Below are 25910 nucleotides of genomic sequence, written 5' to 3'. Positions count from 1 at the left end.
CCGGTGAAAAGTTCAGAACTGAATCAGCGTCGCCAGCAGGCGACTCCGCGCGGCGTAGGGGTAATGTGCAGCTACTTTGTTGAGAAAGCAGAGAACGCTACGCTGTGGGATATTGAAGGGAATGAGGTGATTGATTTCGCCGCCGGCATCGCAGTGCTGAATACCGGCCATCGGCACCCTAAAATCATTGCCGCCGTTGAACAACAGCTGCAGGCCTTTACCCATACTGCTTATCAGATTGTCCCGTACGAAAGCTACGTCACGCTGGCCGAGCGGATTAACGCGCTGGCGCCGATTGACGGTCCGGCAAAAACGGCGTTCTTTACCACCGGGGCGGAAGCGGTTGAAAACGCAGTGAAAATTGCGCGCGCTTATACCGGTCGTCCGGGGTTGATTACCTTCGGCGGCGGATTCCACGGCCGCACGTTTATGACCATGGCGCTGACCGGTAAAGTGGCGCCTTATAAGATTGGTTTCGGTCCGTTCCCGGGATCGGTGTATCACGCAGTCTACCCTAATGCCGCCCATGGCATTACCACCGCTGACGCGATGAAAAGCCTGGATCGTATTTTTAAAGCCGATATCGCGGCCGACCAGGTGGCGGCGATTGTGCTGGAGCCGATTCAGGGGGAAGGCGGCTTTAACGTCGCCCCGCCTGAGTTTATGCAGGCGCTGCGCGCGCTGTGCGATACCCACGGCATTCTGCTGATTGCCGATGAAGTACAAACCGGCTTTGCGCGCACCGGCAAGCTGTTTGCGATGCAGCACTATGATGTGAAGCCTGACCTGATGACGATGGCTAAAAGCCTGGCCGGCGGTTTCCCGCTCTCCGGCGTGGTCGGTCGCGCCGAGGTGATGGATGCGCCTGCGCCGGGCGGTCTGGGCGGTACCTATGCCGGTAACCCGCTGGCGGTCGCGGCTGCGCACGCGGTGCTGGACGTGATTGAAGAAGAGCAACTGTGCCAGCGCGCTGAGCGCTTAGGCAGCCATCTGAAAGAAGTGCTGAATCAGGCGCGTCAAAGCTGCCCGGCCATTGCGGACGTACGCGGCCAGGGGTCGATGGTGGCGGTGGAGTTTAACGATCCGCAAACCGGCGAGCCGTCGGCGGAGATCACTCGTCAAATCCAGCAAAAAGCCCAGGAGAACGGTCTGCTGCTGCTGAGCTGCGGCGTCTACGGCAACGTCATTCGCTTCCTCTATCCGTTAACGATTCCGGATGCGCAGTTTACGAAGGCGCTGGATATTCTGGCCCGCGTGCTGAAGCCCTAACTTTTCGCCCGGTCAGACTGCGGCGGCAGGGAAGCCGAAGAGAAACAGGATGCCGCGTTCTGGCCAGTCATGCTCAGCGTGAGTGGTTTATCACCCTGATATCACCTTTTTTCCGGCAGCGGATGTTGCCGGAATAAAACGGAAAATATTATGTCTGACAACTCCACCTTTTCTCCGGTTCTGACGAGCCGGGAGCGTACCGCTGTACCTGCAAAATCTCTGAGTTTCATTGAAGGCGTGTCGATGATCGTCGGCACCAATATCGGCGCTGGGGTGCTATCCATCGCCTATGCCTCCAGCAAAGCGGGCTTTCTGCCGCTGCTGTTTTGGCTGATCGTTGTCGGTAGCCTGACAACCGTTACGATGCTCTACGTCGCGGAGTCGACGCTGCGCACGCGTAAGCATCTGCAGCTTAGCGGCCTGTCGCAGCGCTACGTCGGCCGCTTTGGCGCGCTGATGATGTTCCTCTCCGTTTGCGTCAACAGCGTCGGCGCGCTGACGGCTTATATGACCGGCAGCGGTAAACTCCTGCATTCGTTATTCGGCATCTCGCCGGCCCTCGGTAGCGCGCTGTTTTTTATTCCCGCGGCCGGAGTGCTTTATCTTGGCCTGAAGGCGATTGGCCGGGGTGAAAAATTCATTAGTATCGGCATGGTCGTCATGATCGCCATTCTTGTCGCCGCCACGTTGCTGCAAGAGACCGCCAGCGTGGGGTATTTACTCGACGGTAACTGGCTGTATATGGTGCCAGTATTTAACGTCGTCGCCTTCTGCTTCTCCGCGCAGTATATCGTGCCGGAAATGGCGCGCGGTTTCGCTGATAAACCGGAGAAACTGCCGAAGGCCATTATGGTAGGGATGCTGTTAACCTTTTGCCTGCTGGCGCTGGTCCCGCTTTCGGTGATTGCGTTAAGCGGGTTGGATAATATTTCTGATGTGGCGACCATTTCCTGGGGCAGGGCGCTCGGCGAGTGGGCTTTCTTCTCGGCAAATCTCTTTGCGCTCTGCGCGATGCTGACTTCCTATTGGGGACTGGGCGGAAGCTTCCTGACCAATATTTTCGATCAGTTTCGCCTGGGCAACGACGAGCAGCCGTTCAAACGCTTTAAGGTGCTGCTGGTGGTCGCCGTGCCGCCATTTATTCTGGCCTACAGCGGGATGGTGTCCTTCGTGAACGCGCTCTATTTTGCCGGGGTATTTAGCGGGGTGATTTTGTCCATCATGCCGATCCTTATCCTGAAAGGTTCGCGGCGGCAGGGGGATATCACTCCCGGCTGGACCTGCCCGGCGCTGATAACGCACCCGTTCATCCAGATCTTCATCGTATTGCTCTATCTTTGCAGCGCCGTCTACGCCATCGCTTCTGCCTTTGGCTATCTGCCCGCGGGCTGGTAGTCGCGTTGCTCATGCCACCGCGTTCGGTTTATTCCGGCGCGGGTTTTTATTTGTCACTTATCTGTTACATACTCCGCAATTTTATCGTTTCCAATTCTCCTGAATGACGGTATGTTTAGCATAGTGTGCTGCAAAAGCGCAGGCGGCAGACCCTAATCTAACTATCATATGCTTTTCTTATGTGTCTAATTAGAATAATGCGCTAATAAACAACATCACAACAAATGCAAAAACCATAATAATGGGGAGCCTCAGGATGAATATGAAGGGTAAAGCGTTACTGGCAGGATGTATTGCCTTAATCATGAGCGGTACGGCAATGGCCGAAGATATCAAAGTCGCCGTCGTTGGCGCGATGTCCGGTCCGGTAGCGCAGTACGGCGACCAGGAGTTTACTGGCGCTGAGCAGGCCATTGCCGATATCAACGCTAAAGGCGGCATCAAAGGCAATAAGCTGCAGATGGTAAAATACGACGACGCCTGTGACCCGAAACAAGCGGTTGCCGTCGCTAACAAAGTAATTAACGACGGTATCAAATACGTTATCGGCCACCTGTGCTCTTCTTCCACTCAGCCGGCGTCTGATATCTATGAAGATGAAGGCGTGCTGATGATCACTCCGGCCGCCACCGCGCCGGAGCTGACGGCCCGCGGCTATCACCTGATTCTGCGCACTACCGGTCTGGACTCCGATCAGGGGCCAACCGCTGCCAAATATATCCTGGAGAAAGTGAAGCCGCAGCGCATCGCGATTGTCCACGACAAGCAGCAGTACGGCGAGGGTCTGGCCCGCGCGGTGCAGGACAACCTGAAGAAGGGCGGCGCCAACGTGGTGTTCTTTGACGGCATCACCGCCGGTGAGAAAGACTTCTCTACCCTGGTGGCGCGTCTGAAGAAAGAGAACATCGACTTCGTCTACTACGGCGGCTACCACCCGGAGATGGGGCAGATCCTGCGTCAGTCTCGCGCCGCTGGCCTGAAAACGCAGTTTATGGGGCCGGAAGGGGTAGCGAACGTGTCCCTGTCTAATATCGCGGGCGCTTCTGCGGAAGGTATGCTGGTGACTAAGCCGAAGAACTACGACCAGGTGCCGGCGAACAAACCGATTGTGGATGCGATCAAAGCGAAGAAACAGGATCCGAGCGGCGCGTTCGTGTGGACCACCTATGCCGCGCTGCAGTCGCTGCAGGCAGGTCTGAATCAGTCAGAAGATCCGGCTGAAATCGCCAAATATCTGAAAGGGGCTACGGTCGATACCGTAATGGGGCCGCTCACCTGGAACGAGAAGGGCGACCTGAAGGGCTTCGAGTTCGGCGTGTTTACCTGGCATGCTAATGGTACGGCGACCGACGCCAAATAATTTAACCTGCGCCTTTCACGCCGCAGAGGCGTTGTCTGCGCCCCTCAACCCCGGTCACTTACTGATGTAAGCTTCCGGGGTTGAGGGGCTTGACGCCTTTCTGCATCGCGAAATGCTGGGTTAAATAGACGAACACGCCCTGCTGACGCTTAGCTGAGTGGGCTACAGATTTGCAAACATCTGCGAGTCGGTAGCCAGGGTAAGGCGTTACGCCGCAATCCGGGAATATTCGGCCTTCTTTCGCCGATTTAGTGATTTTTTACCCAACCGCCGGTTTGCGCGCTAAAGTCCAGCGCCTGCATAAACGCCGCCATCACGCCGCGGTCTTCCACGCCGACATCCGCGATCCGCCAGCTGGTGATTTCTGGATTATCCTTTAGCGCTTCTTCCACTAAATATTGTCCGACGCCGCGACGGCGGGTCACTTCACGCACGCATAGCGCGCCGAGCTCGCCCTCAACGCCGTTCAGCGTTACGCGAACCGCTGCCAGCAGGCGCTCATTGAAGCGGGCGGCATAAATACGATGGCTCTCATCTAACGGCAGCGCCGCGAGATCCTGCGACGGCCAGATTTTACCTAAGTCGATGCGATCCTGATCGCTGAAGTGCTGTAAACGAATAATGGTCAGTTTCATACGCGAGGGTCCAGTCAAAACGGATGCGTTAGTGTATCCAAATTCCCCGCCGGGCGGAGCGCCCTTTTTTGCCTGTTCATCAGGGGATTCGTTTTCCTGAAAGGAGCAGGGTAGTGCAATTCATCATGGATCGAAAAATAAGCAGAATTTTAACCTGATATGTAGCGTTTTATTCCGCCTTATGTATCGTTATTTTATGCTGTTTACTGGACTTTTTTTGTTTATCTTCCAGCAAATACAGAATATTATCTTTGCTTAATCGCCTGAAAAATAGAGATTTTACTCTGGATTCAGGCAAAAAACCTCGCTAAACCATTAAAGATAATGGTAAAAGTAGCGTTGTTTAATAAAAGCACAGAATGCTTTTTAACCATAAAAATACAAAATATTTACACCACATCACGAACGGGGTTCTGCAGCATGAAAAGGAACGCGAAAACGGTTATCGCGGGGTTAGTCGCACTGGCGATGTCCCAGGCGGCTTTTGCCAAAGATATTAAGGTCGCCGTTGTTGGCGCAATGTCTGGCCCGGTAGCCCAGTGGGGCGATATGGAATTCAACGGCGCGCGCCAGGCGATCAAAGATATTAACGCCCAGGGCGGCATCAAGGGCGATAAGCTGGTTGCCGTGGAGTACGATGACGCCTGCGACCCGAAACAGGCCGTTGCGGTGGCGAATAAAATCGTCAATGACGGTATTCAGTACGTTATCGGCCACCTGTGTTCTTCTTCCACTCAGCCGGCATCCGATATCTATGAAGATGAAGGCATTCTGATGATCTCCCCGGGAGCAACCAACCCGGAGCTGACCCAGCGCGGCTATCAGTACATCATGCGTACCGCCGGTCTGGACTCTTCGCAGGGGCCGACCGCCGCAAAATACATCATGGAAACCGTCAAACCGCAGCGTATTGCTATCATTCATGATAAGCAGCAGTACGGTGAAGGCCTGGCGCGTTCTGTCCAGGAGAGCCTGAAAAAAGGCGGCGCGAATATCGTCTTCTTCGACGGCATTACCGCCGGTGAAAAAGACTTCTCCGCGCTGCTGGCGCGCCTGAAAAAAGAGAATATCGACTTCGTTTACTACGGCGGCTACTACCCGGAAATGGGCCAGATGCTGCGCCAGGCGCGCTCCGTGGGCCTGAAAACCGTGTTTATGGGCCCGGAAGGCGTGGGTAACGCGTCGCTGTCCAACATCGCGGGCGATGCGGCGGAAGGCATGCTGGTCACGATGCCGAAACGCTATGACCAGGACCCGGCCAACAGCGCTATCGTTGACGCGCTCAAAGCAGAGAAGAAAGACCCGAGCGGTCCGTATGTCTGGATCACCTACGCCGCCGTGCAGTCTCTGGCGCAGGCGATGGACCGGGCCGCAAGCCAGGAGCCGCTGGATTTAATCAAAGATCTGAAAGCTCACGGCGCGAAAACCGTGATTGGGCCGCTGAATTGGGACGAAAAAGGCGATTTGAAGGGATTTGAGTTTGGTGTCTTCCAGTGGCACGCGGACGGGTCATCCACCCTCGCGAAATAAGCCATAAGACAAGTTATCCCACCGCCCGCGCAAAGCGGGCGGGTAGAAAAAGGTTACCTTATGTCCGAGCAGTTTCTCTATTTTCTGCAGCAGATGTTTAACGGCGTCACGCTGGGAAGCACCTACGCGCTGATTGCCATCGGCTATACCATGGTGTACGGCATTATCGGCATGATCAACTTCGCCCACGGCGAGGTCTATATGATTGGCAGCTACGTCTCCTTCATGATCATTGCCGCCCTGATGATGATGGGCATTGATACCAGCTGGCTGCTGGTTGCCGCCGGATTCGTCGGCGCTATCGTCATTGCCAGCGCCTACGGCTGGAGTATCGAACGCGTGGCCTACCGGCCCGTGCGCAGCTCCAAACGCCTGATTGCGCTGATCTCCGCCATCGGGATGTCCATCTTCCTGCAAAACTACGTCAGCCTGACGGAAGGTTCGCGCGATGTCGCGCTGCCAAGCCTGTTTAACGGCCAGTGGACGGTGGGCAGCAGCGACAACTTCTCCGCGACCATTACCACCATGCAGCTGGTTATCTGGGTGGTGACGTTTATCGCGATGCTGGCGCTGACGCTGTTTATCCGCTATTCCCGCATGGGGCGCGCCTGCCGCGCCTGCGCGGAAGATCTGAAAATGGCCAGCCTGCTCGGGATTAACACCGACCGCGTGATTGCGCTGACGTTTGTTATCGGTGCGGCAATGGCGGCGGTTGCCGGGGTTCTGCTCGGTCAGTTTTACGGCGTTATCAACCCGTACATCGGCTTTATGGCCGGGATGAAGGCCTTCACCGCGGCGGTTCTTGGCGGTATCGGCAGCATTCCTGGGGCGATGATCGGCGGGCTGATCCTCGGTATCGCCGAAGCGCTCTCTTCTGCCTATCTCAGCACGGAATATAAAGACGTGGTCTCCTTCGCGCTGCTGATCCTGGTTCTGCTGGTGATGCCTACCGGTATCCTGGGTCGTCCGGAGGTAGAAAAAGTATGAAACCGATGCATTTTGCGATGGCGCTGCTGTCCGCGGTGATGTTCTTTATTCTGGCGGGCGTCTTTATGGGCGTGCAGCTGGAGCTGGACGGCACCAAACTGGTGGTGGATACCGCCGCCGATATCCGCTGGCAGTGGATCTATATCGGTACCGCAGTGGTCTTCTTCTTCCAGCTGCTGCGTCCTGTTTTCCAGAAAACCATTAAGAACGTCTCCGGGCCGAAGTTTATTCTGCCGGCTATCGACGGTTCGACGGTAAAACAGAAGCTGTTCCTGATCGCCCTGCTGGTTATCGCCGTGGCGTGGCCGTTTATGGTGTCGCGCGGGACGGTGGATATCGCTACCCTGACGATGATCTATATCATCCTCGGCCTGGGACTTAACGTGGTGGTGGGGCTTTCCGGCCTGTTAGTGCTGGGCTACGGCGGCTTTTATGCCATCGGCGCCTATACCTTTGCGCTACTGAACCACTATTACGGCCTGGGGTTCTGGACCTGTCTGCCGCTGGCGGGGCTGGTGTCGGCGGCAGCGGGCTTCCTGCTTGGCTTCCCGGTCCTGCGTCTGCGCGGCGACTATCTGGCGATTGTCACGCTCGGCTTCGGCGAAATCGTGCGCATCCTGCTGCTTAACAACACCGAAATAACCGGCGGCCCGAACGGCATTAGCCAGATCCCAAAACCGACGCTCTTCGGCCTTGAATTTAGCCGCAGCGCCCGTGAAGGCGGCTGGGATACGTTCAGCAACTTCTTTGGCGTGAAGTACGACCCCTCCGATCGCGTCATTTTCCTCTACCTGGTCGCTCTGCTGCTGGTGGTGTTAAGTCTGTTCGTGATTAACCGTCTGCTGCGGATGCCGCTGGGCCGCGCGTGGGAAGCGCTGCGCGAAGATGAAATCGCCTGTCGCTCGCTGGGCCTCAGCCCGACGCGCATCAAGCTGACCGCTTTTACCATCAGCGCCGCGTTTGCCGGTTTTGCCGGCACCTTGTTCGCCGCCCGTCAGGGCTTCGTCAGCCCGGAATCCTTTACCTTCGCCGAGTCGGCCTTTGTGCTGGCGATTGTGGTTCTCGGCGGTATGGGTTCGCAGTTCGCGGTGATCCTGGCGGCGGTTCTGCTGGTAGTTTCGCGCGAGCTGATGCGTGATTTCAATGAATACAGCATGCTGATGCTGGGTGCGCTGATGGTACTGATGATGATCTGGCGTCCGCAGGGGCTTCTGCCGATGACCCGTCCACAGCTGAAGCTGAAAAATGGGCAGGCCAAAGAAGGAGAGCAGGCATGAGTCAGCCATTATTATCCGTAAACGGTCTGATGATGCGTTTTGGCGGCCTGCTGGCGGTCAACAACGTGTCGCTGGAGCTGCGCGAGCGGGAAATCGTTTCGCTTATCGGCCCTAACGGCGCGGGCAAAACCACCGTCTTCAACTGCCTGACCGGTTTCTATAAGCCAACCGGCGGCACCATTATGCTGCGCGACCAGCACCTGGAAGGGCTGCCGGGCCAGCAGATCGCCCGCATGGGCGTGGTGCGAACTTTCCAGCACGTGCGTCTGTTCCGCGAAATGACGGTGATTGAAAACCTGCTGGTGGCGCAGCATCAGCAGCTGAAAACCGGGGTTTTCTCCGGCCTGCTGAAGACGCCATCCTTCCGCCGCGCCCAGAGCGAAGCGCTCGATCGCGCAGCGACCTGGCTTGAGCGTATCGGCCTGCTTGAGCACGCCAACCGTCAGGCCAGCAACCTGGCCTACGGCGACCAGCGTCGTCTGGAGATTGCCCGCTGTATGGTGACTCAGCCGGAAATCCTGATGCTGGATGAACCGGCGGCGGGGCTGAACCCGAAAGAGACCAAAGAGCTGGACGAACTGATCGCCGAGCTGCGCAGCCATCACAACACCACTATCCTGCTGATTGAGCACGATATGAAGCTGGTGATGGGCATTTCCGACCGTATTTACGTGGTAAACCAGGGTACGCCGCTGGCCAACGGTACGCCGGAAGAGATCCGCAACAACCCGGACGTGATCCGCGCATACCTTGGTGAGGCATAAGATGGAAAAAGTGATGTTATCTTTTGACAACGTCAGCGCGCACTACGGCAAGATCCAGGCGCTGCACAACGTCAGCCTGCATATCAATCAGGGAGAGATTGTCACCCTGATTGGCGCGAACGGCGCGGGGAAAACCACCCTGCTGGGCACCCTGTGCGGCGACCCGCGCGCCTCCAGCGGACGCGTGGTGTTCGACGGTAAAGATATTACCGACTGGCAGACGGCGAAAATCATGCGCGAAGCGGTGGCGATTGTACCGGAAGGGCGTCGCGTCTTCTCGCGGATGACGGTGGAAGAGAACCTGGCGATGGGCGGTTTCTTTGCCGACCGCGACCAGTTCCAGACCCGCATCAAGTGGGTCTATGAGCTGTTTCCGCGCCTGCATGAGCGTCGGGTTCAGCGGGCGGGCACCATGTCCGGCGGCGAGCAGCAGATGCTGGCCATCGGTCGCGCGCTAATGAGCCAGCCGCGCCTGCTGCTGTTGGATGAGCCTTCGCTCGGTCTGGCGCCGATCATCATTCAGCAAATCTTCGACACCATTGAACAGCTGCGCGAGCAGGGGATGACCATCTTCCTCGTCGAGCAGAACGCCAACCAGGCGCTGAAGCTGGCCGACCGCGGCTACGTGCTGGAAAACGGCCACGTGGTGCTGGAGGATACCGGCGACGCGCTGCTGGCGAATGAAGCGGTACGTAGCGCCTATCTGGGCGGCTAGTGAAGTCAAAACGCCCGGCGTCTGCCGGGCGTTTTGCTGGATTCCTACAGCTCCAGAGAGCGCTTCCACAACATAAAATCATACTGTTCGAGCGCATCCGCTTTGGTGCGCCAGGTTCCGCTGGCGGTGGCGATGATTTTCTCAAACAGGCCGTCGGCGATGTCCGCCAGCGGCGTACCTTCGATAATCGGCCCGCAGTCATAATCGATAATGTCCGGCATCTTTTTCGCCAGCGCGGAGTTGGTTGAAACCTTAAGCACCGGCACGATGGGGTTTCCCGTCGGCGTACCTAACCCGGTTGAGAAGATCACCACGTTGCACCCCGCCGCGACCAGGCCCGTTACCGCATCCACATCGTTGCCCGGCGTACAGACCAGCGAAAGGCCGCTTTCTCCCATCGGTTCGGCATAGTCGCATACCGCGCTTACCGGCGCCCTGCCGCCTTTTTTCGCCGCGCCGGCGGATTTGATAGCGTCAGTGATCAGCCCATCGGCAATGTTTCCCGGGCTGGGATTATCGGCGATGGTGGTGCCGAAGAAGTTCGCGACATGCTCATAGTTTTTCATCAGCGACAGAAACTTCTCTTTCAGCTCGCGGGTCGTGCAGCGCTGAACGATATCCCCTTCCGCGCCGCACAGCTCGGGGAATTCCGCCAGCCCCGACGCGCCGCCGAGGGCGACAAGACGATCTGAAACCTCACCCATCGCCGGGTTTGCGCTGATCCCCGAGAAACCGTCGGAGGCGCCGCACTTCACGCCGATTTTGAGCCGGGAGAGTGGGACGTTCTGCCGCTCGGCGACGGGGGCTTCGCGGATCGCGTTATAGGTTTCGGTCAACGCATCCTGCATCATTTTTTCTTCGCTACTCCAGTCCTGCTGCCTGAAATAAATAATCGGTTTGCTGAAGTTCGGGTTGCGCTTCGCCAGCGCGGCCTTGAAATCGACAATTCGCGCTTTTTCACAGCCGAGGGCAAAGACCGTCACCCCAAGAACGTTGGGATGATCGGAATAGGCGGCCAGCACGTCGCACATGGTCATGCTGTCCGAGGTGGCGCCGCCGCAGCCGGAGTTGACGGTAATACAGCGGATACCGTCAAGATGCGGGAAGGGCAGATGCCGGGTATCGTTTAAGGCCCCCGCCGAGGTCACCTGGCGAGCAAAATTTTTCAGGCCGTTATTGGCGTAGCCGAGAGCGTCGTTTAATGCGTCGGTGACGCGCTGAACGTTGCGGTTTTCACAGAATACCAGCGGAATGACCAGCCAGTAGTTCGCGGTGGCGACCCGGCCATCTTCACGAACGATCCCCTTAAACGTCCGCTGCTGCCAGGCGGACACATCGGGCTGCTGCCAGTCATAAGGCGCGACGTCGTCAAGCGAAACCTGGGCCGCGTAGTGTTTGATATTGTCGGTAGTGATGGCTTCGCCGCGGGCAATGGGCCGCGTCGCTTTGCCGACCGGTACGCCGTACAGCGAAACGATATCGCCGGGCGCAATATCCTCGGTGGCGAATTTATGCTTGGCTTTGACATCGCTACGCAGAACGTAGGCTTCATCGTTCCAGTTTACCTGCTGCTCTTTGCGTAAGTCCTGCAGCGCAACGATCAGGTTATCGGTAGGGTCAATTTTTAAGATGGTCTGCATGTTATTTATCCTTTGTTATACGCGCGTCAGGACTTAGTGATGGGGGACCGCGACGCCGTTTGTCGCTTTTCTGCCCGCGAGGGCGGCAATCAGCAGCGCACAGCAGACGGTGATAAGCGACAAGGCGACTAGCCCCGCCGAATCGTTGCCGAAGAAGGCATCGACCTCAACGCGAATCAGCGGCGCGAGGAAGCTGCAAAATGCGCCCATGGTGGTGCAAAAGCCGATACTGGCGGCCAGCGCTGAGCCTGACACAATCTGCGCCGGGAAAGTCCAGAAGATAGGTTGCACGGAGAGGAAGCCGATGGCCGATAGCGAGAGCGCGGCAATGGCGAGTACCGGGCCGGACCAGGCGGAAACAAACAGCCCCAGCGCCGCAGCCAGCATACAGATGACCGAAATCAGTACCCGGCGGGCCGGCATTTTGTCCGCCAGACGCGGAATGTAATAGACGCCGACGGCGGAGCAGGCCCAGGGAATGGCGGCGACCAGCGACTCCTTAAAGCCGAGCGTGGAGCCCATTAGCGAGGCGACTTGCGAAGGCAGGAAGAACATCAGCCCGTAAACGCTGATCTGGATGGTGCCGTAGATCAGCGCCAGGTGCCAGACTTTCAGGCTTTTCAGCGCGGTGCCGACGCTGCTGGTTTCCGTCTGCCGCTGCTCCTGCTGAAGCTGGGCAATCAGCGCCTTTTTCTCTTCGTCGTTGAGGAAGCGCGCTTTGGCTGGCGTATCGTCAAGCCAGAACCAGGCGAAGATCCCCATGATGACCGCCGGAATGCCTTCGATAAAGAACATCCAGAACCAGCCGGGCCTGCCGAGGAAGCCGTGCATTTCCAGAAGCGCCCCGGAGATAGGCGAGCCTAAGGTTAACGCCAGCGGTACGCCGAGCACGAAGATACCGACGACGGAGGCGCGAACTTTATTGGGAAAGTAGATGGAGGCCAGCAGCAGGATACCGGGATAAAAACCGGCTTCGCCTAATCCCAGTAAAAAGCGCAGGACGATAAACTGGGTTTCCGTCTGCACCAGCCCGGTAAGGGCAGAGAGGACGCCCCACAGCACGGTGGTGATACTTAACCATTTCTGCGCGCCGATTTTATTGAGGATCAGGTTGGCGGGGATGCCAAACAGCGCATAGGCGGCGAAAAAGATCCCCGCGCCGAGGGCAAAAGCGGAATTGGAGAGCCCAATATCCACCTGCATCGCCTCTTTGGCGAATCCCACGTTCACCCTGTCGATAAAGGCGATGAAGTACAAAATAAACATCAGCGGCACCAGACGCTTCCATGATTTGGTAATCGCTGAATTGAGGGCCGGATTATCGTAAGCTGTGATGGTTTTCATAATACCTCCACGTAGGGGTCAGGCATTAATTTCAATACCCGCACGGGAAAGTATCCGCTGAATACTTTCGGTCTGGCAGGTGGCGAGCGAGCTAAACGGTGGCGTGCAGCGGTCGGACTGAATAATTCCGCGCAGCTGTAATGCTTTTTTAAATGTTGGAATGAACGGATCGTTAACCGCGTAAATATCCATTAACCCATCCACTTTTTGTTGATACCGCCTAATTTGCGGTAAATCGTTATCGCTAAATGCCTGCATCCAGTCGCGGAATAGCTCAGGGCAAATATTGGATAACCCGCCGATACATCCATTGCCTCCTGACAGGACATTGTGCGCGAAGTTATTGTCATAACCGGCGTAGACTTCAAAATACGGCAGCTCAGATTTTACCTGGCGAATCACCTGCGACGTATGATTGGTGTCCGGAATAGTATCTTTAAGACCGATAATGTTTGGGAACTCTCTGGCGAGTCGTAAACAGACCTCCGGCGAGACGGAATAGCCGGTGCGCTCCGGAAAGTTATAGATGAATATTTTGGCGGCGGTGCGGCGAGCAATCTGGCTATAAAAGGTATAAATGCCTTCATCCGTCAGGCGGAAGTACCACGGGCTGATAATCATGACGCCATCCAGCCCGCACTCATCAGCGTAGTTTGCCAGCTCTACGCATTCGTCAATATCCATGCGGCTGGCTCCCGCATAGGCCTTTATTCCCTGACGGGGGAATTCTGCCGCCATTTGAATTATCTGACGTGATGTTTTCATATCCAGCGAGAAAAACTCGCCGGTACTGCCCATGACGACAAATCCCGATACGCTGTTTTTAATGAAATCGTACAGGCGAAAGTTTCCGTCAGGATCCAGCCTGCCCTGCTCATCAAAAACCGTTATTGCCGGGGTGATATAACGACTTTGCATATTTAACCTCTTTGTTTGTTCGTATATACAAACTGTGTTTGTATTTGCGATTAGGCATAAGTAAACATGCCCTCGACGTGAAGTCAAATGACGCAAAAGACGTATGGGTGATTGGTTAAATCAATGAATAGACGGGGAATTATGCAGAAGAATCGGGCGCCGCGGTGGATCATTAAATATCGGTATTGTGTGGGTAATCACAATTACGCTGGCGCCGTTGGCGAATAAATCAGTAATTTTTGATATCCGGCAGCTTGTTGAGCACGCTCTCAATACGACCCTTTGCCTCTTTTAACGCGCGAATGACCTGCTGCGTTTTCTCATCGCTGGCGCGGAAAGAGGGCAAGGAGACGCTGATCGCCGCCAGAATGACGCCTTTCTGCAGCAGCGGCACCGCGAAGCAAATAGTGTCATCGTTGATTTCCCGATCGTCCATGGCATAACCGCTGGCGGCGACCCGTTCCAGCTGCTGGCGAAGCTGAGCCATATTGGTCACGCTGCGGGCGGTAACGGAGGGAAAACCCTGCGGATAGAGCTCGAGAATCTCTTCGTCGCGGTGCTTATGCAGCAGCGCTTTGCCCAGCGCAGAGCAGATCGCCGGAAGGCGAGTCCCTACCTTAGAGACCAGCTGCACGGTTTGGTCGCCCTGGACTTTATCAACATAGAGCACCCAGGCGTCATCCAGAATGCCGAGCTGACAAACTTCATTGCATTCGTTGACCACCGCGTGCATTTCGCTATTGATCGTTTTCAGCCAGAACTCTTTTTCCACCGTTGAGCTGGCCAGCACCGCGCATGAGATACCCAGCGTGTAAATACCGTTGCGATCGTCGTGGCTGATATATTTCCGGTACTGCAGTGATTTGAGGATCGGGAAAATGGTTCCCTTTGAAATATCCGTCTTGAGCGATAGCTCGGAAAGCGTCATTCCGTCCGCGTTGGCTAAGGTTTCCAGAATGAGTAAAACGCGCTCGGTAGGTTTATGCAGCGTCTTCATATTTTTCCTTGTGACGGCTCGCCGGAGAGTGCTCTTTAACGAACCCTATTTAACTACAGATCCCTGATTATCTGTAGTCTGCGCGGGCGCTCTTTTTCGCTTTGCCATTTCCCTGCCACTTTTTTTTCACCGTTTCATCATGTTTTTGCCAATTTATTGTAATATTTTTGTAATGCAATAGTTATTTTTCTGTCATTCGAGCATGTCATGTTACCCCCGCGAACATAAAACGCGTGAAATCGCGCATCCGGAACAACAAGAGAGATAACCGATGATATCGTTACGACATACAGCTTTAGGACTGGCGCTCAGCCTGGCATTTGCCGGACAAGCCCTGGCGGTAACCACTATCCCGTTCTGGCATTCGATGGAAGGGGAGTTGGGGAAAGAAGTTGATTCACTGGCGCAACGTTTCAACGCAGCCAACCCGGACTACAAAATTGTTCCGGTATACAAAGGCAACTACGAACAGAGCCTGAGCGCCGGCATCGCCGCCTTCCGTACCGGCAACGCGCCGGCTATTCTGCAGGTTTATGAGGTCGGCACCGCGACGATGATGGCCTCTAAGGCGATAAAGCCGGTCTATCAGGTGTTCAGCGATGCGGGCATTCAGTTTGATGAAACGCAGTTCGTGCCTACCGTCTCCGGTTATTACACCGACTCCAAAACCGGCCATCTGCTCTCCCAGCCGTTTAACAGCTCCACGCCGGTGCTGTACTACAACAAAGACGCCTTTAAAAAAGCCGGTTTAGACCCGGAACAGCCGCCGAAAACCTGGCAGGATCTGGCGGCGTATACCGCGAAGCTGAAGGCCGCCGGGATGAAGTGCGGCTACGCCAGCGGCTGGCAGGGCTGGATCCAGATTGAAAACTTCAGCGCCTGGCACGGCCTGCCGGTCGCCACTAAAAACAACGGCTTCGACGGTACCGATGCGGTACTGGAGTTCAACAAGCCAGAGCAGGTGAAGCATATCGCCCTGCTCGCAGAGCTGAACAAGAAAGGCGACTTCAGCTACTTTGGGCGCAAAGACGAGTCAACCGAGAAGTTCTATAACGGCGACTGCGCCATCACCACCGCTTCCTCCGGCTCGCTGGCGGATATCCGTCAGTATGCGAAGTTCAACTATGGCGTAGGCATGATGCCGTACGACGCCGACGTGAAGGGTGCGCCGCAAAACGCCATTATCGGCGGGGCCAGCCTGTGGGTGATGCAGGGTAAAGACAAAGAAACCTATACCGGGGTCGCCAAATTCCTCGATTTCCTGACTAAGCCGGAAAATGCCGCCGAATGGCATCAGAAAACCGGCTATCTGCCGATTACCACCGCCGCTTACAACCTGACCCGCGAACAGGGTTTCTATGATAAGAACCCCGGCGCCGATATCGCGACGCGCCAGATGCTGAACAAGCCGCCGCTGCCGTTCACCAAAGGTCTGCGCCTGGGCAATATGCCGCAGATCCGCACCATCGTTGATGAAGAACTGGAAAGCGTATGGACCGGTAAGAAAACGCCTCAGCAGGCGCTGGACGCGGCCGTTGAGCGCGGTAATCAGCTGCTGCGCCGTTTCGAGCAGTCAACGAAGTCGTAATCTTATAGCCAGCCCCTCACCCTCTCCCCGCCGGGGAGAGGGGATCGCCCGGAGCCGTCTTTTCACCCTCATCCGTTTAGGGAGAGGGCCGGGATGAGGGGAAACCAACTCAGAGTTTAACTATGTCATCATCCCGTCCGGTGTTCCGCTCGCGTTGGCTGCCCTATCTGCTGGTCGCGCCGCAGCTGGTCATCACCGTCATCTTTTTTATCTGGCCCGCGGGCGAAGCGCTGTGGTATTCGCTGCAGAGCGTCGATCCGTTTGGGCTCTCCAGCCAGTTTGTCGGCCTGGATAACTTTTTAGCCCTCTTCCAGGACCCGTACTACCTGGACTCCTTCTGGACCACCATTAAGTTCAGCACGATGGTTACCGTCAGCGGCCTGCTGATCTCGCTATTTTTCGCCGCGCTGGTGGATTACGTGGTGCGCGGCAGCCGTTTCTATCAGACGCTGATGCTGCTGCCCTATGCCGTTGCGCCCGCGGTGGCGGCGGTGCTGTGGATCTTCTTGTTCAACCCCGGCCGCGGGCTAATTACCCATCTCCTCGGTGAGATGGGCTACGACTGGAACCACGCGCAGAACAGCGGCCAGGCGATGTTCCTCGTGGTTTTCGCCTCGGTGTGGAAGCAGATTAGTTACAACTTCCTGTTCTTCTTCGCCGCGCTGCAATCGATTCCTCGCTCGCTGGTAGAAGCCGCCGCCATTGACGGCGCCGGCCCGGTTCGCCGCTTCTTCAGGCTGGCGTTGCCGCTGATCGCCCCGGTGAGCTTTTTTCTGCTGGTGGTCAATCTGGTGTACGCCTTCTTTGATACCTTCCCGGTTATCGATGCCGCAACCGGCGGCGGGCCGGTTCAGGCGACGACGACGCTGATTTATAAGATCTATCGTGAAGGTTTTGCCGGGCTCGACCTTTCCGCTTCCGCCGCCCAGTCGGTGGTGCTGATGTTCCTCGTCATTATTCTGACGGTGGTGCAGTTCCGCTACGTTGAAAGAAAGGTGCGCTACCAATGATTGAGAACCGTCGCGGGCTGACGATTTTCAGCCACACCATGCTGATTTTAGGGATTGCGGTCATTCTGTTCCCGCTGTACGTCGCCTTTGTCGCGGCGACGCTGGACAGTAAAGCGGTCTTTGACACGCCGATGACGCTGATCCCCGGCGGGCATCTGCTCGAAAACATGAAATTTATCTGGGTGAACGGCGTAGGAGCCAACAGTGCGCCGTTCTGGCTGATGATGCTCAACAGCTTCATCATGGCCTTCGGCATTACGGTGGGTAAAATTACGGTCTCGATTCTCTCCGCTTTCGCCATCGTCTGGTTTCGTTTTCCGCTGCGCAATCTGTTCTTCTGGATGATCTTTATCACGCTGATGCTGCCGGTTGAGGTGCGTATTTTCCCGACGGTGGAAGTGATCGCCAACCTGAAAATGCTCGACAGCTATGCCGGGCTTACGTTGCCGCTGATGGCCTCGGCCACCGCGACCTTCCTGTTTCGCCAGTTCTTTATGACCCTGCCGGACGAGCTGATTGAAGCGGCGCGTATCGATGGCGCGTCGCCGATGCGCTTCTTCCGCGACATCGTGCTGCCGCTGTCGAAAACCAACCTGGCGGCGCTGTTCGTCATCACCTTTATCTACGGCTGGAACCAGTATCTGTGGCCGCTGCTGATCATTACCGACGTGAATCTCGGCACGGCGGTCGCGGGCATCAAAGGGATGATCGCCATCGGCCAGGGCACCACGCAGTGGAATCAGGTGATGGCGGCGATGCTGCTCACGCTGATTCCTCCGGTTGTCATCGTTTTAGCCATGCAGCGCGCGTTTGTGCGTGGTTTAGTGGATAGTGAGAAATAAAATGGCAGGACTTAAGCTACAGGCAGTAACCAAAAGCTGGGATGGCAAAACCCAGGTGATCCAACCGTTGACGCTGGACGTCGCGGACGGCGAATTTATTGTGATGGTGGGCCCCTCGGGCTGCGGAAAATCAACTCTGCTGCGCATGGTGGCGGGTCTGGAGCGGGTCACCAGCGGCGATATCTGGATCGACCGCAAGCGCGTCACCGAAATGGAGCCGAAAGATCGCGGCATTGCGATGGTGTTCCAGAACTACGCCCTCTATCCGCATATGAGCGTGGAAGAGAATATGGCGTGGGGCCTGAAAATTCGCGGTTTGGGTAAAGGATTAATTGCTGAGCGCGTCCAGGAGGCGGCGCGCATTCTGGAGCTGGATGGCCTGCTGAAGCGCCGTCCGCGCGAGCTTTCCGGCGGGCAGCGCCAGCGCGTGGCGATGGGGCGGGCTATCGTACGCGACCCGGCGGTATTTCTGTTTGATGAGCCGCTCTCCAACCTTGATGCGAAACTGCGCGTGCAGATGCGTCTTGAACTGCAGCACCTGCATCGTCGGCTGAAAACCACCTCGCTGTACGTGACCCACGATCAGGTGGAGGCGATGACCCTCGCGCAGCGGGTGATGGTGATGAATAAAGGCGTTGCCGAGCAGATTGGCACACCGGTTGAGGTCTACGAAAAACCGGCCAGCCGCTTTGTGGCGAGCTTTATCGGCAGCCCGGCAATGAACCTGCTGGAAGGCCGGGTCAGCGACGACGGTAGCCGCTTCGAGCTTGCAGGCGGGATGCTTTTACCGATCAACAGCGAACATCGCCGCTATGCCGGGCGTAAGATGACGCTGGGTATCCGTCCGGAACATTTTGCATTAAGCTCCCAGGCGGAAGGTGGCGTACCGCTGGTGATGGATACGCTGGAAATTTTAGGCGCCGATAACCTCGCCCACGGGCGCTGGGGTGAGCAGAAGCTGGTGGTCCGGCTGCCGCACCAGCAGCGACCGCAGGCGGGCAGTACCCTGTGGCTGCATCTGCCGCAGGAAAGTCTGCACCTTTTTGATAGTGAAACAGGACAACGCGCATGAGTCACTGGCCTTATCCCCCTATCGTCGCCCACCGCGGCGGCGGTAAACTGGCCCCGGAAAATACCCTGGCGGCTATCGATACCGGCGCTCGTTACGGCCATACGATGATTGAGTTTGATGCGAAGTTATCGAAAGACGGGCAGATTTTTTTACTGCACGACGACAATCTCGAACGCACCAGCAACGGCTGGGGCGTGGCGGGCGATCTGACGTGGAGCGATCTGCTGAAAGTGGATGCCGGCAACTGGTACAGCGGCGAGTTCAAAGGCGAGCCGCTGCCGCTGCTGAGCGAGGTCGCGGACCGCTGCCGTCTGCACGGCATGATGGCGAATATCGAAATTAAACCGACCACTGGTACCGGTCCGCTGACCGGTAAAGCGGTAGCGCTGGCGGCGCGTGAGCTCTGGCAGGGCATGACCCCGCCGCTACTCTCGTCGTTTGAAATCGATGCCCTGGAAGCCGCGCGGGAAGCCGCCCCCGAGCTGCCGCGCGGGCTGCTGCTGGATGAGTGGCGGAACGATTGGCGCGAACTGACCGCGCGCCTCGGCTGCATCTCTCTTCATCTCAACCATAAGCTGCTGGATGAAGCGCGCGTGGCGAGCCTGAAGGCCGCGGGCCTGCATATTCTGGTGTATACCGTTAACAAACCGCAGCGCGCCGCCGAGCTGCTGCGTTGGGGCGTGGACAGCATCTGCACCGATGCGATTGACGTCATCGGCCCCAACTTCCCGGCGTAATCTGCGCCTGCGTCAGGCGGCCCTTACGGGGTCGTCTGGCGCTGCAGCATCCCACCGTTGGTGTTTGGCAGAGGCTGCTGCCGGTTCAGGTTGTCATTCTGCTGTACCCGCTGCCGGTCGTTATTCAACTGCGTCTGCAGATGCTGCTGCTGCGCGCGCGACTGGTTCTGAATACTCTGTTTCAGATTGTTTTGCTGCTGCATTTGCTGGGTTTGCATCTGATTTTGCATCCGCTGCTGGCTGGGCACCACGTACCCCGGCTGATTGGGGTTATTGTCGATATTGATCGGCTGCGCCAGGACGCTCAGCGGCAGCAGCGCCGCCAGATATAACATAGCTTTCATTGTTCTCTCCTCCCTTTCATGGGATCTCTTAAGTTTACCCTCTTTCCGGCACAACAATGATTTTTTAAGACTTATCATCCAGGATTATGGGTAAATAAAAACATCATTCAGGAGTATGACAATGATAAAAACAACGTTCTGGCGTCAGGTGGTTATCGCTGCGTTGCTGGCGGGCGGCAGTTTTACCGTCGCGGCAAATCCCGCTCCTCCGCCGGTGTCTTATGGTGTAGAGGAAGATGTTTTTCATCCGGTCCGCGCTCAGCAGGGGATGGTGGCCTCGGTGGACGCGCTGGCAACGAAGGTCGGCGTGGATATTCTGCGTCAGGGCGGCAACGCGGTGGATGCCGCCGTGGCGGTGGGCTACGCGCTGGCGGTTACCCATCCGCAGGCCGGTAATATCGGCGGCGGCGGCTTTATGATGCTGCGTACCAAAGACGGTAATACCACGGCGATCGACTTCCGCGAGATGGCGCCGGAACAGGCTACCCGCGATATGTTTCTCGACGACCAGGGCAACCCGGACAGTAAGAAATCGCTGACCTCGCATCTGGCTTCCGGTACGCCGGGTACCGTGGCCGGCTTCTCCCTGGCGCTGGAGAAATACGGCACGATGCCGCTCAACAAAGTGATTCGCCCGGCGATTAAGCTGGCCGAAGAGGGCTTCACGGTCAACGATGCGCTGGCCGATGACTTGAAAACCTACGGTAGCGAAGTGATCCCCGACCATGCCAACAGCCGGGCTATCTTCTGGAAAAACGGCGAGCCGCTGAAAAAGGGCGATAAGCTGGTGCAAAAACAACTGGGGAAAAGCCTGGAACTGATTGCCGAGCTGGGACCGGACGCGTTCTATAAAGGCGTGATTGCCGACCAGATTGCCGCTGAGATGAAGAATCACGGCGGGCTTATCACCAAAGCGGACCTGGCGAATTACAAAGCGGTCGAACGTACGCCGGTGAGCGGCGAATATCGCGGCTACCAGGTGTTCTCAATGCCGCCGCCTTCATCCGGCGGCATTCATATCGTGCAGATCCTGAATATCCTGGAAAACTTCGATATGCATAAGTACGGCTTCGGCAGCGCCGATGCCATGCAGGTGATGGCGGAAGCTGAAAAACACGCCTATGCCGACCGTTCGGAATACCTTGGCGATCCGGACTTCGTCAAAGTGCCGTGGCAGGCGCTGACCAGCAAAGCGTACGCCAAATCGATTGCTGAACAGATTGATATCAATAAAGCGAAGCCGTCGAGCCAGATCCGTCCCGGCAAGCTGGCGCCGTACGAAAGCAATCAGACCACCCATTTCTCGGTGGTGGATAAAGACGGTAACGCCGTTGCGGTGACCTATACGCTGAATACGACCTTTGGCACCGGCATCGTGGCGGGGAACTCCGGCATTCTGCTGAATAATCAGATGGATGATTTCTCGGCTAAACCCGGCGTGCCGAACGTCTACGGGCTGGTGGGCGGTGACGCCAACGCCGTCGAGCCGAAAAAGCGCCCGCTGTCGTCGATGTCGCCAACGATTGTGGTGAAAGATGGCAAAACCTGGCTGGTAACCGGTAGTCCCGGAGGCAGCCGCATAATCACTACCGTACTGCAGATGGTGGTGAATACCATCGATTTTGGAATGAACGTCGCGGAAGCCACTAACGCCCCGCGCTTCCATCATCAATGGCTGCCGGATGAACTGCGGGTGGAGAAGGGATTCAGCCCGGATACGCTGAAGCTGCTGGAGAGCAAGGGGCAGAAAGTGGCGGTGAAAGAGGCGATGGGCAGCACCCAGAGTATTATGGTTGGCCCGGACGGCACGCTGTACGGCGCATCCGATCCGCGTTCCCCGGATGATTTAACGGCAGGGTATTAGGTTTACCCTCACTCCGACCCTCTCCCTGCCGGGAGAGGGTTAGTTGAGCGTCACCCCTTCAGCCGCGCCATAAAGTAGGCATCGACATATTCGCCGTTGCGCAGGGCGTATTTCTTGCCGGTCCCTTCGACAATAAAGCCAAATTTGCGGTAAAGCGCTACCGCGGAGGGATTATCCGTAAACACGGTTAACTCGATACGCTCGACGCGCAGCCAGTTATCACAGAGATTAATCATCTCGCGCATCAGCGCGCTGCCTACCCCACGACCGTGCGCCTGCGCGGCAACGCTAACGCCGAAGGTCGCGACGTGACTGCGGCGAGGATTGGGCTCCACGCTGAGCTTAAGATGGCCCACCACCTTTTCGTCGATTGTCGCGACCAGATGACGGCTACCGGGTTTCGGTTGCAGGCGTTCCTGCCACATTTCCATAGAAGGATGAGGAAGCTGTAGCGTGTCGTGATAGACCTCCGGAAGCGCAGTCATCTGGCGTAAAGGTTCCGCATCCCGTGGCTCGGCGTGGCGTATCACTATGTCGCTCATTCTTCATTTTCCTTTTTGGGTTAATCGTCCCTTTAAACATCACTGACTTTAAAAAAGGGATCAACGACTATTTTTTGCAAAAAGGAGTAGACAAGTGCGAATGAGAATGATTATTATTTCTCTGCATTCAGGGAGACCCTTGCGGAAAGCCTGAAAGCACGACATTGCTCACATTGCTTCCAGTATTACTTTAGCCAGCCGGGTGCTGGCTTTTTTTTTGCTTTTTTTCCGCCGCGCCCGGATGGCTGCTACTGCGCCTCAATCTTATCTTTAGTTTCAATAGCGGTATCCGCGATAAACCCCACGACGTTGCTCTTATCTGCCGCCGGCAGCAGTTCTGCCTGGCCGGAAAAAACACCGCCCTTTTTGATGGTCAGCGTGCGGTAGGCCAACGTGCCGGTAACGTTGCCGTTCTTATCGATTTCAATCGTCTCGCTGTGGCACTGGCCGATCACGCAGCCGTCGATAACCAGCTCGCGGCAGGTGATATTCCCCTCTACCAGACCGCCGGTCATGATCTTAATTTGACTCTCGCGCGCGTCGATATTGCCGCTTACGGTGCCGTAAATATCGACGTCTCCCTCGGCGATAATGTTTCCGTCAAAGCGGATACCGCTGGCGATAACCGTGGTGGCCGGTTTTCGGGCCACGGCGGATGGAGATTCACCGTTGAGTACCGCTGTATTCACCGCCGGTGGCGTAGCTTCAATGATTTTGTTTTTTTTAAACATATGGTTAATCCGCTGATATTGAAAATGAAAAACGAAGGAGGATAAGGAGAAAGAGCCCGATAGCCAGGCCAGATACGTGGATTCGAAGCACCAGGCCATCAGGCCAAGCAGCCAAAAGAGAAGGGCGCTATTTAAGGCGATATATTTGCTTTCCATGCGAACGAGATGGCTACTCCTTTAGTCATCGTATTTTGGGAAACGGTGGGCGCGCTGGATAAAAAACGTTCTTTTCCCGAGGGGTCCTCTTATCCAGAATTTAGCCTGCAGGGTCAATAAATTTGCGCGCTAAATTTAACATTTAAGAATTTGTCACACTCATTGAAGGGGTTAAGTTTGCAGCCAGCTTGCGCTATGGTTAACAGCAGAGACCTTAAATAAGGATAGCGTTATGACTTTGCACTGCGCATTTATTGGATTTGGCAAAAGCACCACCCGCTACCATCTTCCCTATGTCCTGCATCGAAAAGACCGCTGGCACGTGGCGCATATCTATCGCCGCAGCGCAAAGCCGGAAGAACAGGCACCGCAGTATTCGCACATCCACTTCACCAGCGACCTCGACGAAGTGCTTAACGACCCGCAGGTCAAACTGGTGATTGTCTGCACCCACGCGGACAGCCATTTTGCCTATGCGAAACGAGCGCTGGAGGCGGGCAAAAATGTGCTGGTTGAAAAGCCCTTTACCCCGACGCTTGAGGAGGCAAAAACGCTATTCGCCCTGGCGAAAAGCAAGGGACTGACGGTCACGCCGTACCAGAATCGTCGTTTCGACTCCTGCTTCCTGACCACTAAGAAAGTGATTGAGAGCGGAAAGCTTGGCGAGATCGTCGAGATTGAAAACCATTTCGACAACTATCGTCCGGTAGATGGAGGGAAGCCCGGGCTGCCTCAGGACGGCACGTTTTACGGCCTGGGCGTCCATACCCTGGACCAAATTATCTCCCTGTTCGGTCGCCCGCACCATGCCTCTTACGACATCCGTAGCCTGCGCAACAAAGCCAACCCGGACGATACCTTTGAGGCCCAGCTGTTCTACGGCAACCTGAAGGCGATTGTCAAAACCAGCCATCTGGTGAAGCTGCCCTACCCAAAATTCATCGTCCATGGCCATAAAGGTTCGTTTATTAAATACGGTATCGACCAGCAGGAGACCAGCCTGAAGGCCAATATTATGCCGGGCGAGCCGGGATTCGGCGCGGATGAGACGGTTGGCCTGCTGGAGTACGTCAATGAGGCGGGTGAAACCGTACGGGAAGAGATCCCGCTTGAAAGCGGCGACTATGGGCGGGTCTATGATTCGCTGTATGAAACCCTGGTTAACGGTCAGCCAAATTTCGTCAAGGAATCTGAAGTTCTCACAAACCTGGAGATCCTCGAACGCGGCTTTGAACAGCCATCACCTGCCACAATTACCCTTAGCCGATAAGCCATCATGGCTCCTCTGTACTCATTCATATTTTTTGAACAGAGGAGTCAATTTTCACCCTCTATGATCGTTTGGCGATTGGGTCCACACTGAGTCCATCGAAAACATACGGGGGTGCAACATGATCTATTTACGCAAAGCTAACGAACGCGGCCACGCTAACCACGGCTGGCTGGATTCCTGGCATACTTTCTCTTTCGCGAACTATTACGACCCTAACTTTATGGGCTTCTCGGCGCTGCGGGTAATCAATGACGACGTGATTGATGCCGGCCAGGGCTTCGGTACCCATCCGCACAAGGACATGGAAATCCTGACCTACGTGCTGGAAGGCGCCGTTGAGCACCAGGACAGCATGGGGAATAAAGAGCAGGTGCCGGCGGGCGAGTTCCAGATCATGAGCGCGGGTACCGGAGTTCGTCACTCTGAGTACAACCCAAGCGCCACGGAAAAACTGCATCTGTACCAGATCTGGATTATGCCGGAAAAAAATGGCATCACGCCGCGCTACGAACAGCGCCGCTTTGACGCCGCGCAGGGCAAACAGCTGGTACTGTCGCCGGATGCTCGTGAAGGTTCGCTGAAGGTGTACCAGGATATGGAGCTGTACCGCTGGGCGCTGCTGAAAGATGAGCAGTCGGTGCACCAGATTGCCGCTGAACGTCGGGTGTGGATCCAGGTGGTGAAAGGTGAAGTCACCATCAACGGAACGAAAGCCACCACCAGCGATGGCCTGGCAATTTGGGACGAGCAGGCGATTTCCGTACACGCCGACAGCGATAGCGAAATTCTGCTGTTCGATCTGCCGCCCGTCTGATCGTTCTCCGATCGGGTCTAAATAAATTGCGCAACCTTTCCGGATGTTAGGGAAGGTTGCGCTTTGTCCGTGATAAACTGGGAAAATGTTTCCCCGTTGATCGCAG

At 56.3% G+C, this 25910-nt stretch carries 24 protein-coding genes; 16 read left to right on the top strand and 8 right to left on the bottom strand.

What is annotated here, in order from left to right:
* Positions 1-3: 3 nt before the first annotated feature.
* From KOSB73_RS28945 to livJ, 3 genes are all read left to right on the top strand, one after another.
* Positions 4-1269 (top strand): 4-aminobutyrate--2-oxoglutarate transaminase, encoded by a 1266-nt coding sequence (locus KOSB73_RS28945; RefSeq protein ID WP_024359814.1) that lies wholly within the window; start codon positions 4-6, stop codon positions 1267-1269.
* A gap of 150 nt (positions 1270-1419) precedes the next feature.
* Entirely contained in the window at positions 1420-2664 is a 1245-nt protein-coding gene (locus KOSB73_RS28940; protein ID WP_004133030.1) for an aromatic amino acid transport family protein, read from the top strand.
* 256 nt (positions 2665-2920) lie between these two features.
* Positions 2921-4024 (top strand): branched chain amino acid ABC transporter substrate-binding protein LivJ, encoded by a 1104-nt coding sequence (livJ, locus tag KOSB73_RS28935; protein WP_004133032.1) that lies wholly within the window; start codon positions 2921-2923, stop codon positions 4022-4024.
* Positions 4025-4272: 248 nt separating this feature from the next.
* Here the strand turns inward: livJ and panM are convergent, their stop codons facing one another.
* Positions 4273-4659, bottom strand: coding sequence for an aspartate 1-decarboxylase autocleavage activator PanM (gene panM, locus KOSB73_RS28930; RefSeq protein ID WP_049100306.1), 387 nt, complete (start codon positions 4657-4659; stop codon positions 4273-4275).
* 420 nt (positions 4660-5079) lie between these two features.
* Here panM and livK point away from each other — a divergent pair, with 420 nt between their 5' ends.
* Genes livK through livF form a run of 5 tightly spaced genes read left to right on the top strand, consistent with a single transcriptional unit; the run spans position 5080 to position 9932 of the window.
* Complete coding sequence (gene livK, locus KOSB73_RS28915; protein ID WP_004133035.1) at positions 5080-6189, top strand: high-affinity branched-chain amino acid ABC transporter substrate-binding protein LivK; 1110 nt, start codon at positions 5080-5082, stop codon at positions 6187-6189.
* 60 nt (positions 6190-6249) lie between these two features.
* On the top strand, positions 6250-7176 hold the full coding sequence (livH, locus tag KOSB73_RS28910) for a high-affinity branched-chain amino acid ABC transporter permease LivH (protein WP_004106541.1): 927 nt from the start codon (positions 6250-6252) through the stop codon (positions 7174-7176).
* Entirely contained in the window at positions 7173-8453 is a 1281-nt protein-coding gene (gene livM, locus KOSB73_RS28905; RefSeq protein ID WP_004126168.1) for a branched chain amino acid ABC transporter permease LivM, read from the top strand. The genes livH and livM overlap by 4 nt, the downstream gene beginning before the upstream one ends.
* Positions 8450-9217: a high-affinity branched-chain amino acid ABC transporter ATP-binding protein LivG gene (gene livG, locus KOSB73_RS28900; protein ID WP_004126165.1), complete on the top strand. Its 768-nt coding sequence runs from the start codon at positions 8450-8452 to the stop codon at positions 9215-9217. The genes livM and livG overlap by 4 nt, the downstream gene beginning before the upstream one ends.
* A gap of 1 nt (position 9218) precedes the next feature.
* Positions 9219-9932 (top strand): high-affinity branched-chain amino acid ABC transporter ATP-binding protein LivF, encoded by a 714-nt coding sequence (gene livF / locus KOSB73_RS28895; RefSeq protein WP_004126158.1) that lies wholly within the window; start codon positions 9219-9221, stop codon positions 9930-9932.
* A gap of 44 nt (positions 9933-9976) precedes the next feature.
* Here the strand turns inward: livF and KOSB73_RS28890 are convergent, their stop codons facing one another.
* The 4 genes from KOSB73_RS28890 to KOSB73_RS28875 all read right to left on the bottom strand — a co-directional run bounded on the left by KOSB73_RS28890 (position 9977) and on the right by KOSB73_RS28875 (position 14831).
* Entirely contained in the window at positions 9977-11572 is a 1596-nt protein-coding gene (locus tag KOSB73_RS28890; protein WP_049090192.1) for a UxaA family hydrolase, read from the bottom strand.
* A 33-nt stretch (positions 11573-11605) separates the two neighbouring features.
* On the bottom strand, positions 11606-12916 hold the full coding sequence (locus KOSB73_RS28885) for an MFS transporter (RefSeq protein WP_024359817.1): 1311 nt from the start codon (positions 12914-12916) through the stop codon (positions 11606-11608).
* A gap of 18 nt (positions 12917-12934) precedes the next feature.
* Positions 12935-13834, bottom strand: coding sequence for a dihydrodipicolinate synthase family protein (locus tag KOSB73_RS28880; RefSeq protein WP_004870189.1), 900 nt, complete (start codon positions 13832-13834; stop codon positions 12935-12937).
* 229 nt (positions 13835-14063) lie between these two features.
* A complete protein-coding gene (locus KOSB73_RS28875) occupies positions 14064-14831 on the bottom strand; it encodes an IclR family transcriptional regulator (RefSeq protein ID WP_004870191.1) in 768 nt (255 codons plus the stop codon).
* 271 nt (positions 14832-15102) lie between these two features.
* Between KOSB73_RS28875 and ugpB the strand changes: the two genes are divergently transcribed.
* From ugpB to ugpQ, 5 genes are all read left to right on the top strand, one after another.
* A complete protein-coding gene (ugpB, locus tag KOSB73_RS28870) occupies positions 15103-16419 on the top strand; it encodes a sn-glycerol-3-phosphate ABC transporter substrate-binding protein UgpB (RefSeq protein ID WP_004870193.1) in 1317 nt (438 codons plus the stop codon).
* A 122-nt stretch (positions 16420-16541) separates the two neighbouring features.
* On the top strand, positions 16542-17429 hold the full coding sequence (gene ugpA / locus KOSB73_RS28865; protein WP_004870196.1) for a sn-glycerol-3-phosphate ABC transporter permease UgpA: 888 nt from the start codon (positions 16542-16544) through the stop codon (positions 17427-17429).
* Positions 17426-18271 (top strand): sn-glycerol-3-phosphate ABC transporter permease UgpE, encoded by an 846-nt coding sequence (gene ugpE / locus KOSB73_RS28860; protein ID WP_098141370.1) that lies wholly within the window; start codon positions 17426-17428, stop codon positions 18269-18271. The genes ugpA and ugpE overlap by 4 nt, the downstream gene beginning before the upstream one ends.
* A 1-nt stretch (position 18272) precedes the next feature.
* Positions 18273-19343, top strand: coding sequence for a sn-glycerol-3-phosphate import ATP-binding protein UgpC (locus tag KOSB73_RS28855; protein WP_004126131.1), 1071 nt, complete (start codon positions 18273-18275; stop codon positions 19341-19343).
* A complete protein-coding gene (ugpQ, locus tag KOSB73_RS28850; RefSeq protein WP_049087628.1) occupies positions 19340-20080 on the top strand; it encodes a glycerophosphodiester phosphodiesterase in 741 nt (246 codons plus the stop codon). The genes KOSB73_RS28855 and ugpQ overlap by 4 nt, the downstream gene beginning before the upstream one ends.
* A 23-nt stretch (positions 20081-20103) precedes the next feature.
* Here the strand turns inward: ugpQ and KOSB73_RS28845 are convergent, their stop codons facing one another.
* On the bottom strand, positions 20104-20424 hold the full coding sequence (locus KOSB73_RS28845) for a DUF2756 family protein (RefSeq protein WP_004870201.1): 321 nt from the start codon (positions 20422-20424) through the stop codon (positions 20104-20106).
* Positions 20425-20545: 121 nt separating this feature from the next.
* Between KOSB73_RS28845 and ggt the strand changes: the two genes are divergently transcribed.
* Positions 20546-22288 carry a gamma-glutamyltransferase gene (ggt, locus tag KOSB73_RS28840; RefSeq protein WP_098141368.1) on the top strand — a complete coding sequence of 581 codons (1743 nt, stop codon included), beginning with the start codon at positions 20546-20548 and terminating at the stop codon, positions 22286-22288.
* A gap of 50 nt (positions 22289-22338) precedes the next feature.
* On the opposite strand, the gene yhhY is transcribed toward ggt, so the two are convergent.
* Positions 22339-22830, bottom strand: coding sequence for an N-acetyltransferase (gene yhhY, locus KOSB73_RS28835; protein WP_082237861.1), 492 nt, complete (start codon positions 22828-22830; stop codon positions 22339-22341).
* A gap of 248 nt (positions 22831-23078) precedes the next feature.
* Positions 23079-23717, bottom strand: coding sequence for a bactofilin family protein (locus KOSB73_RS28825; protein WP_049090189.1), 639 nt, complete (start codon positions 23715-23717; stop codon positions 23079-23081).
* Positions 23718-23949: 232 nt separating this feature from the next.
* On the opposite strand from KOSB73_RS28825, the gene KOSB73_RS28820 reads away from it, so the two are divergent.
* Both KOSB73_RS28820 and KOSB73_RS28815 read left to right on the top strand, forming a co-directional pair.
* Complete coding sequence (locus KOSB73_RS28820) at positions 23950-24987, top strand: oxidoreductase (protein WP_098141366.1); 1038 nt, start codon at positions 23950-23952, stop codon at positions 24985-24987.
* Positions 24988-25108: 121 nt separating this feature from the next.
* Positions 25109-25804, top strand: a complete 696-nt coding sequence (locus KOSB73_RS28815; RefSeq protein ID WP_024359821.1) for a pirin family protein — start codon at positions 25109-25111, stop codon at positions 25802-25804.
* Positions 25805-25910 lie beyond the last annotated feature (106 nt).

This window comes from Klebsiella grimontii, assembly GCF_900200035.1.
GTDB lineage: Bacteria > Pseudomonadota > Gammaproteobacteria > Enterobacterales > Enterobacteriaceae > Klebsiella > Klebsiella grimontii.
Note: the sequence above shows the minus strand (reverse complement) of the source record. Positions and strands in the feature narration are given on the sequence as shown.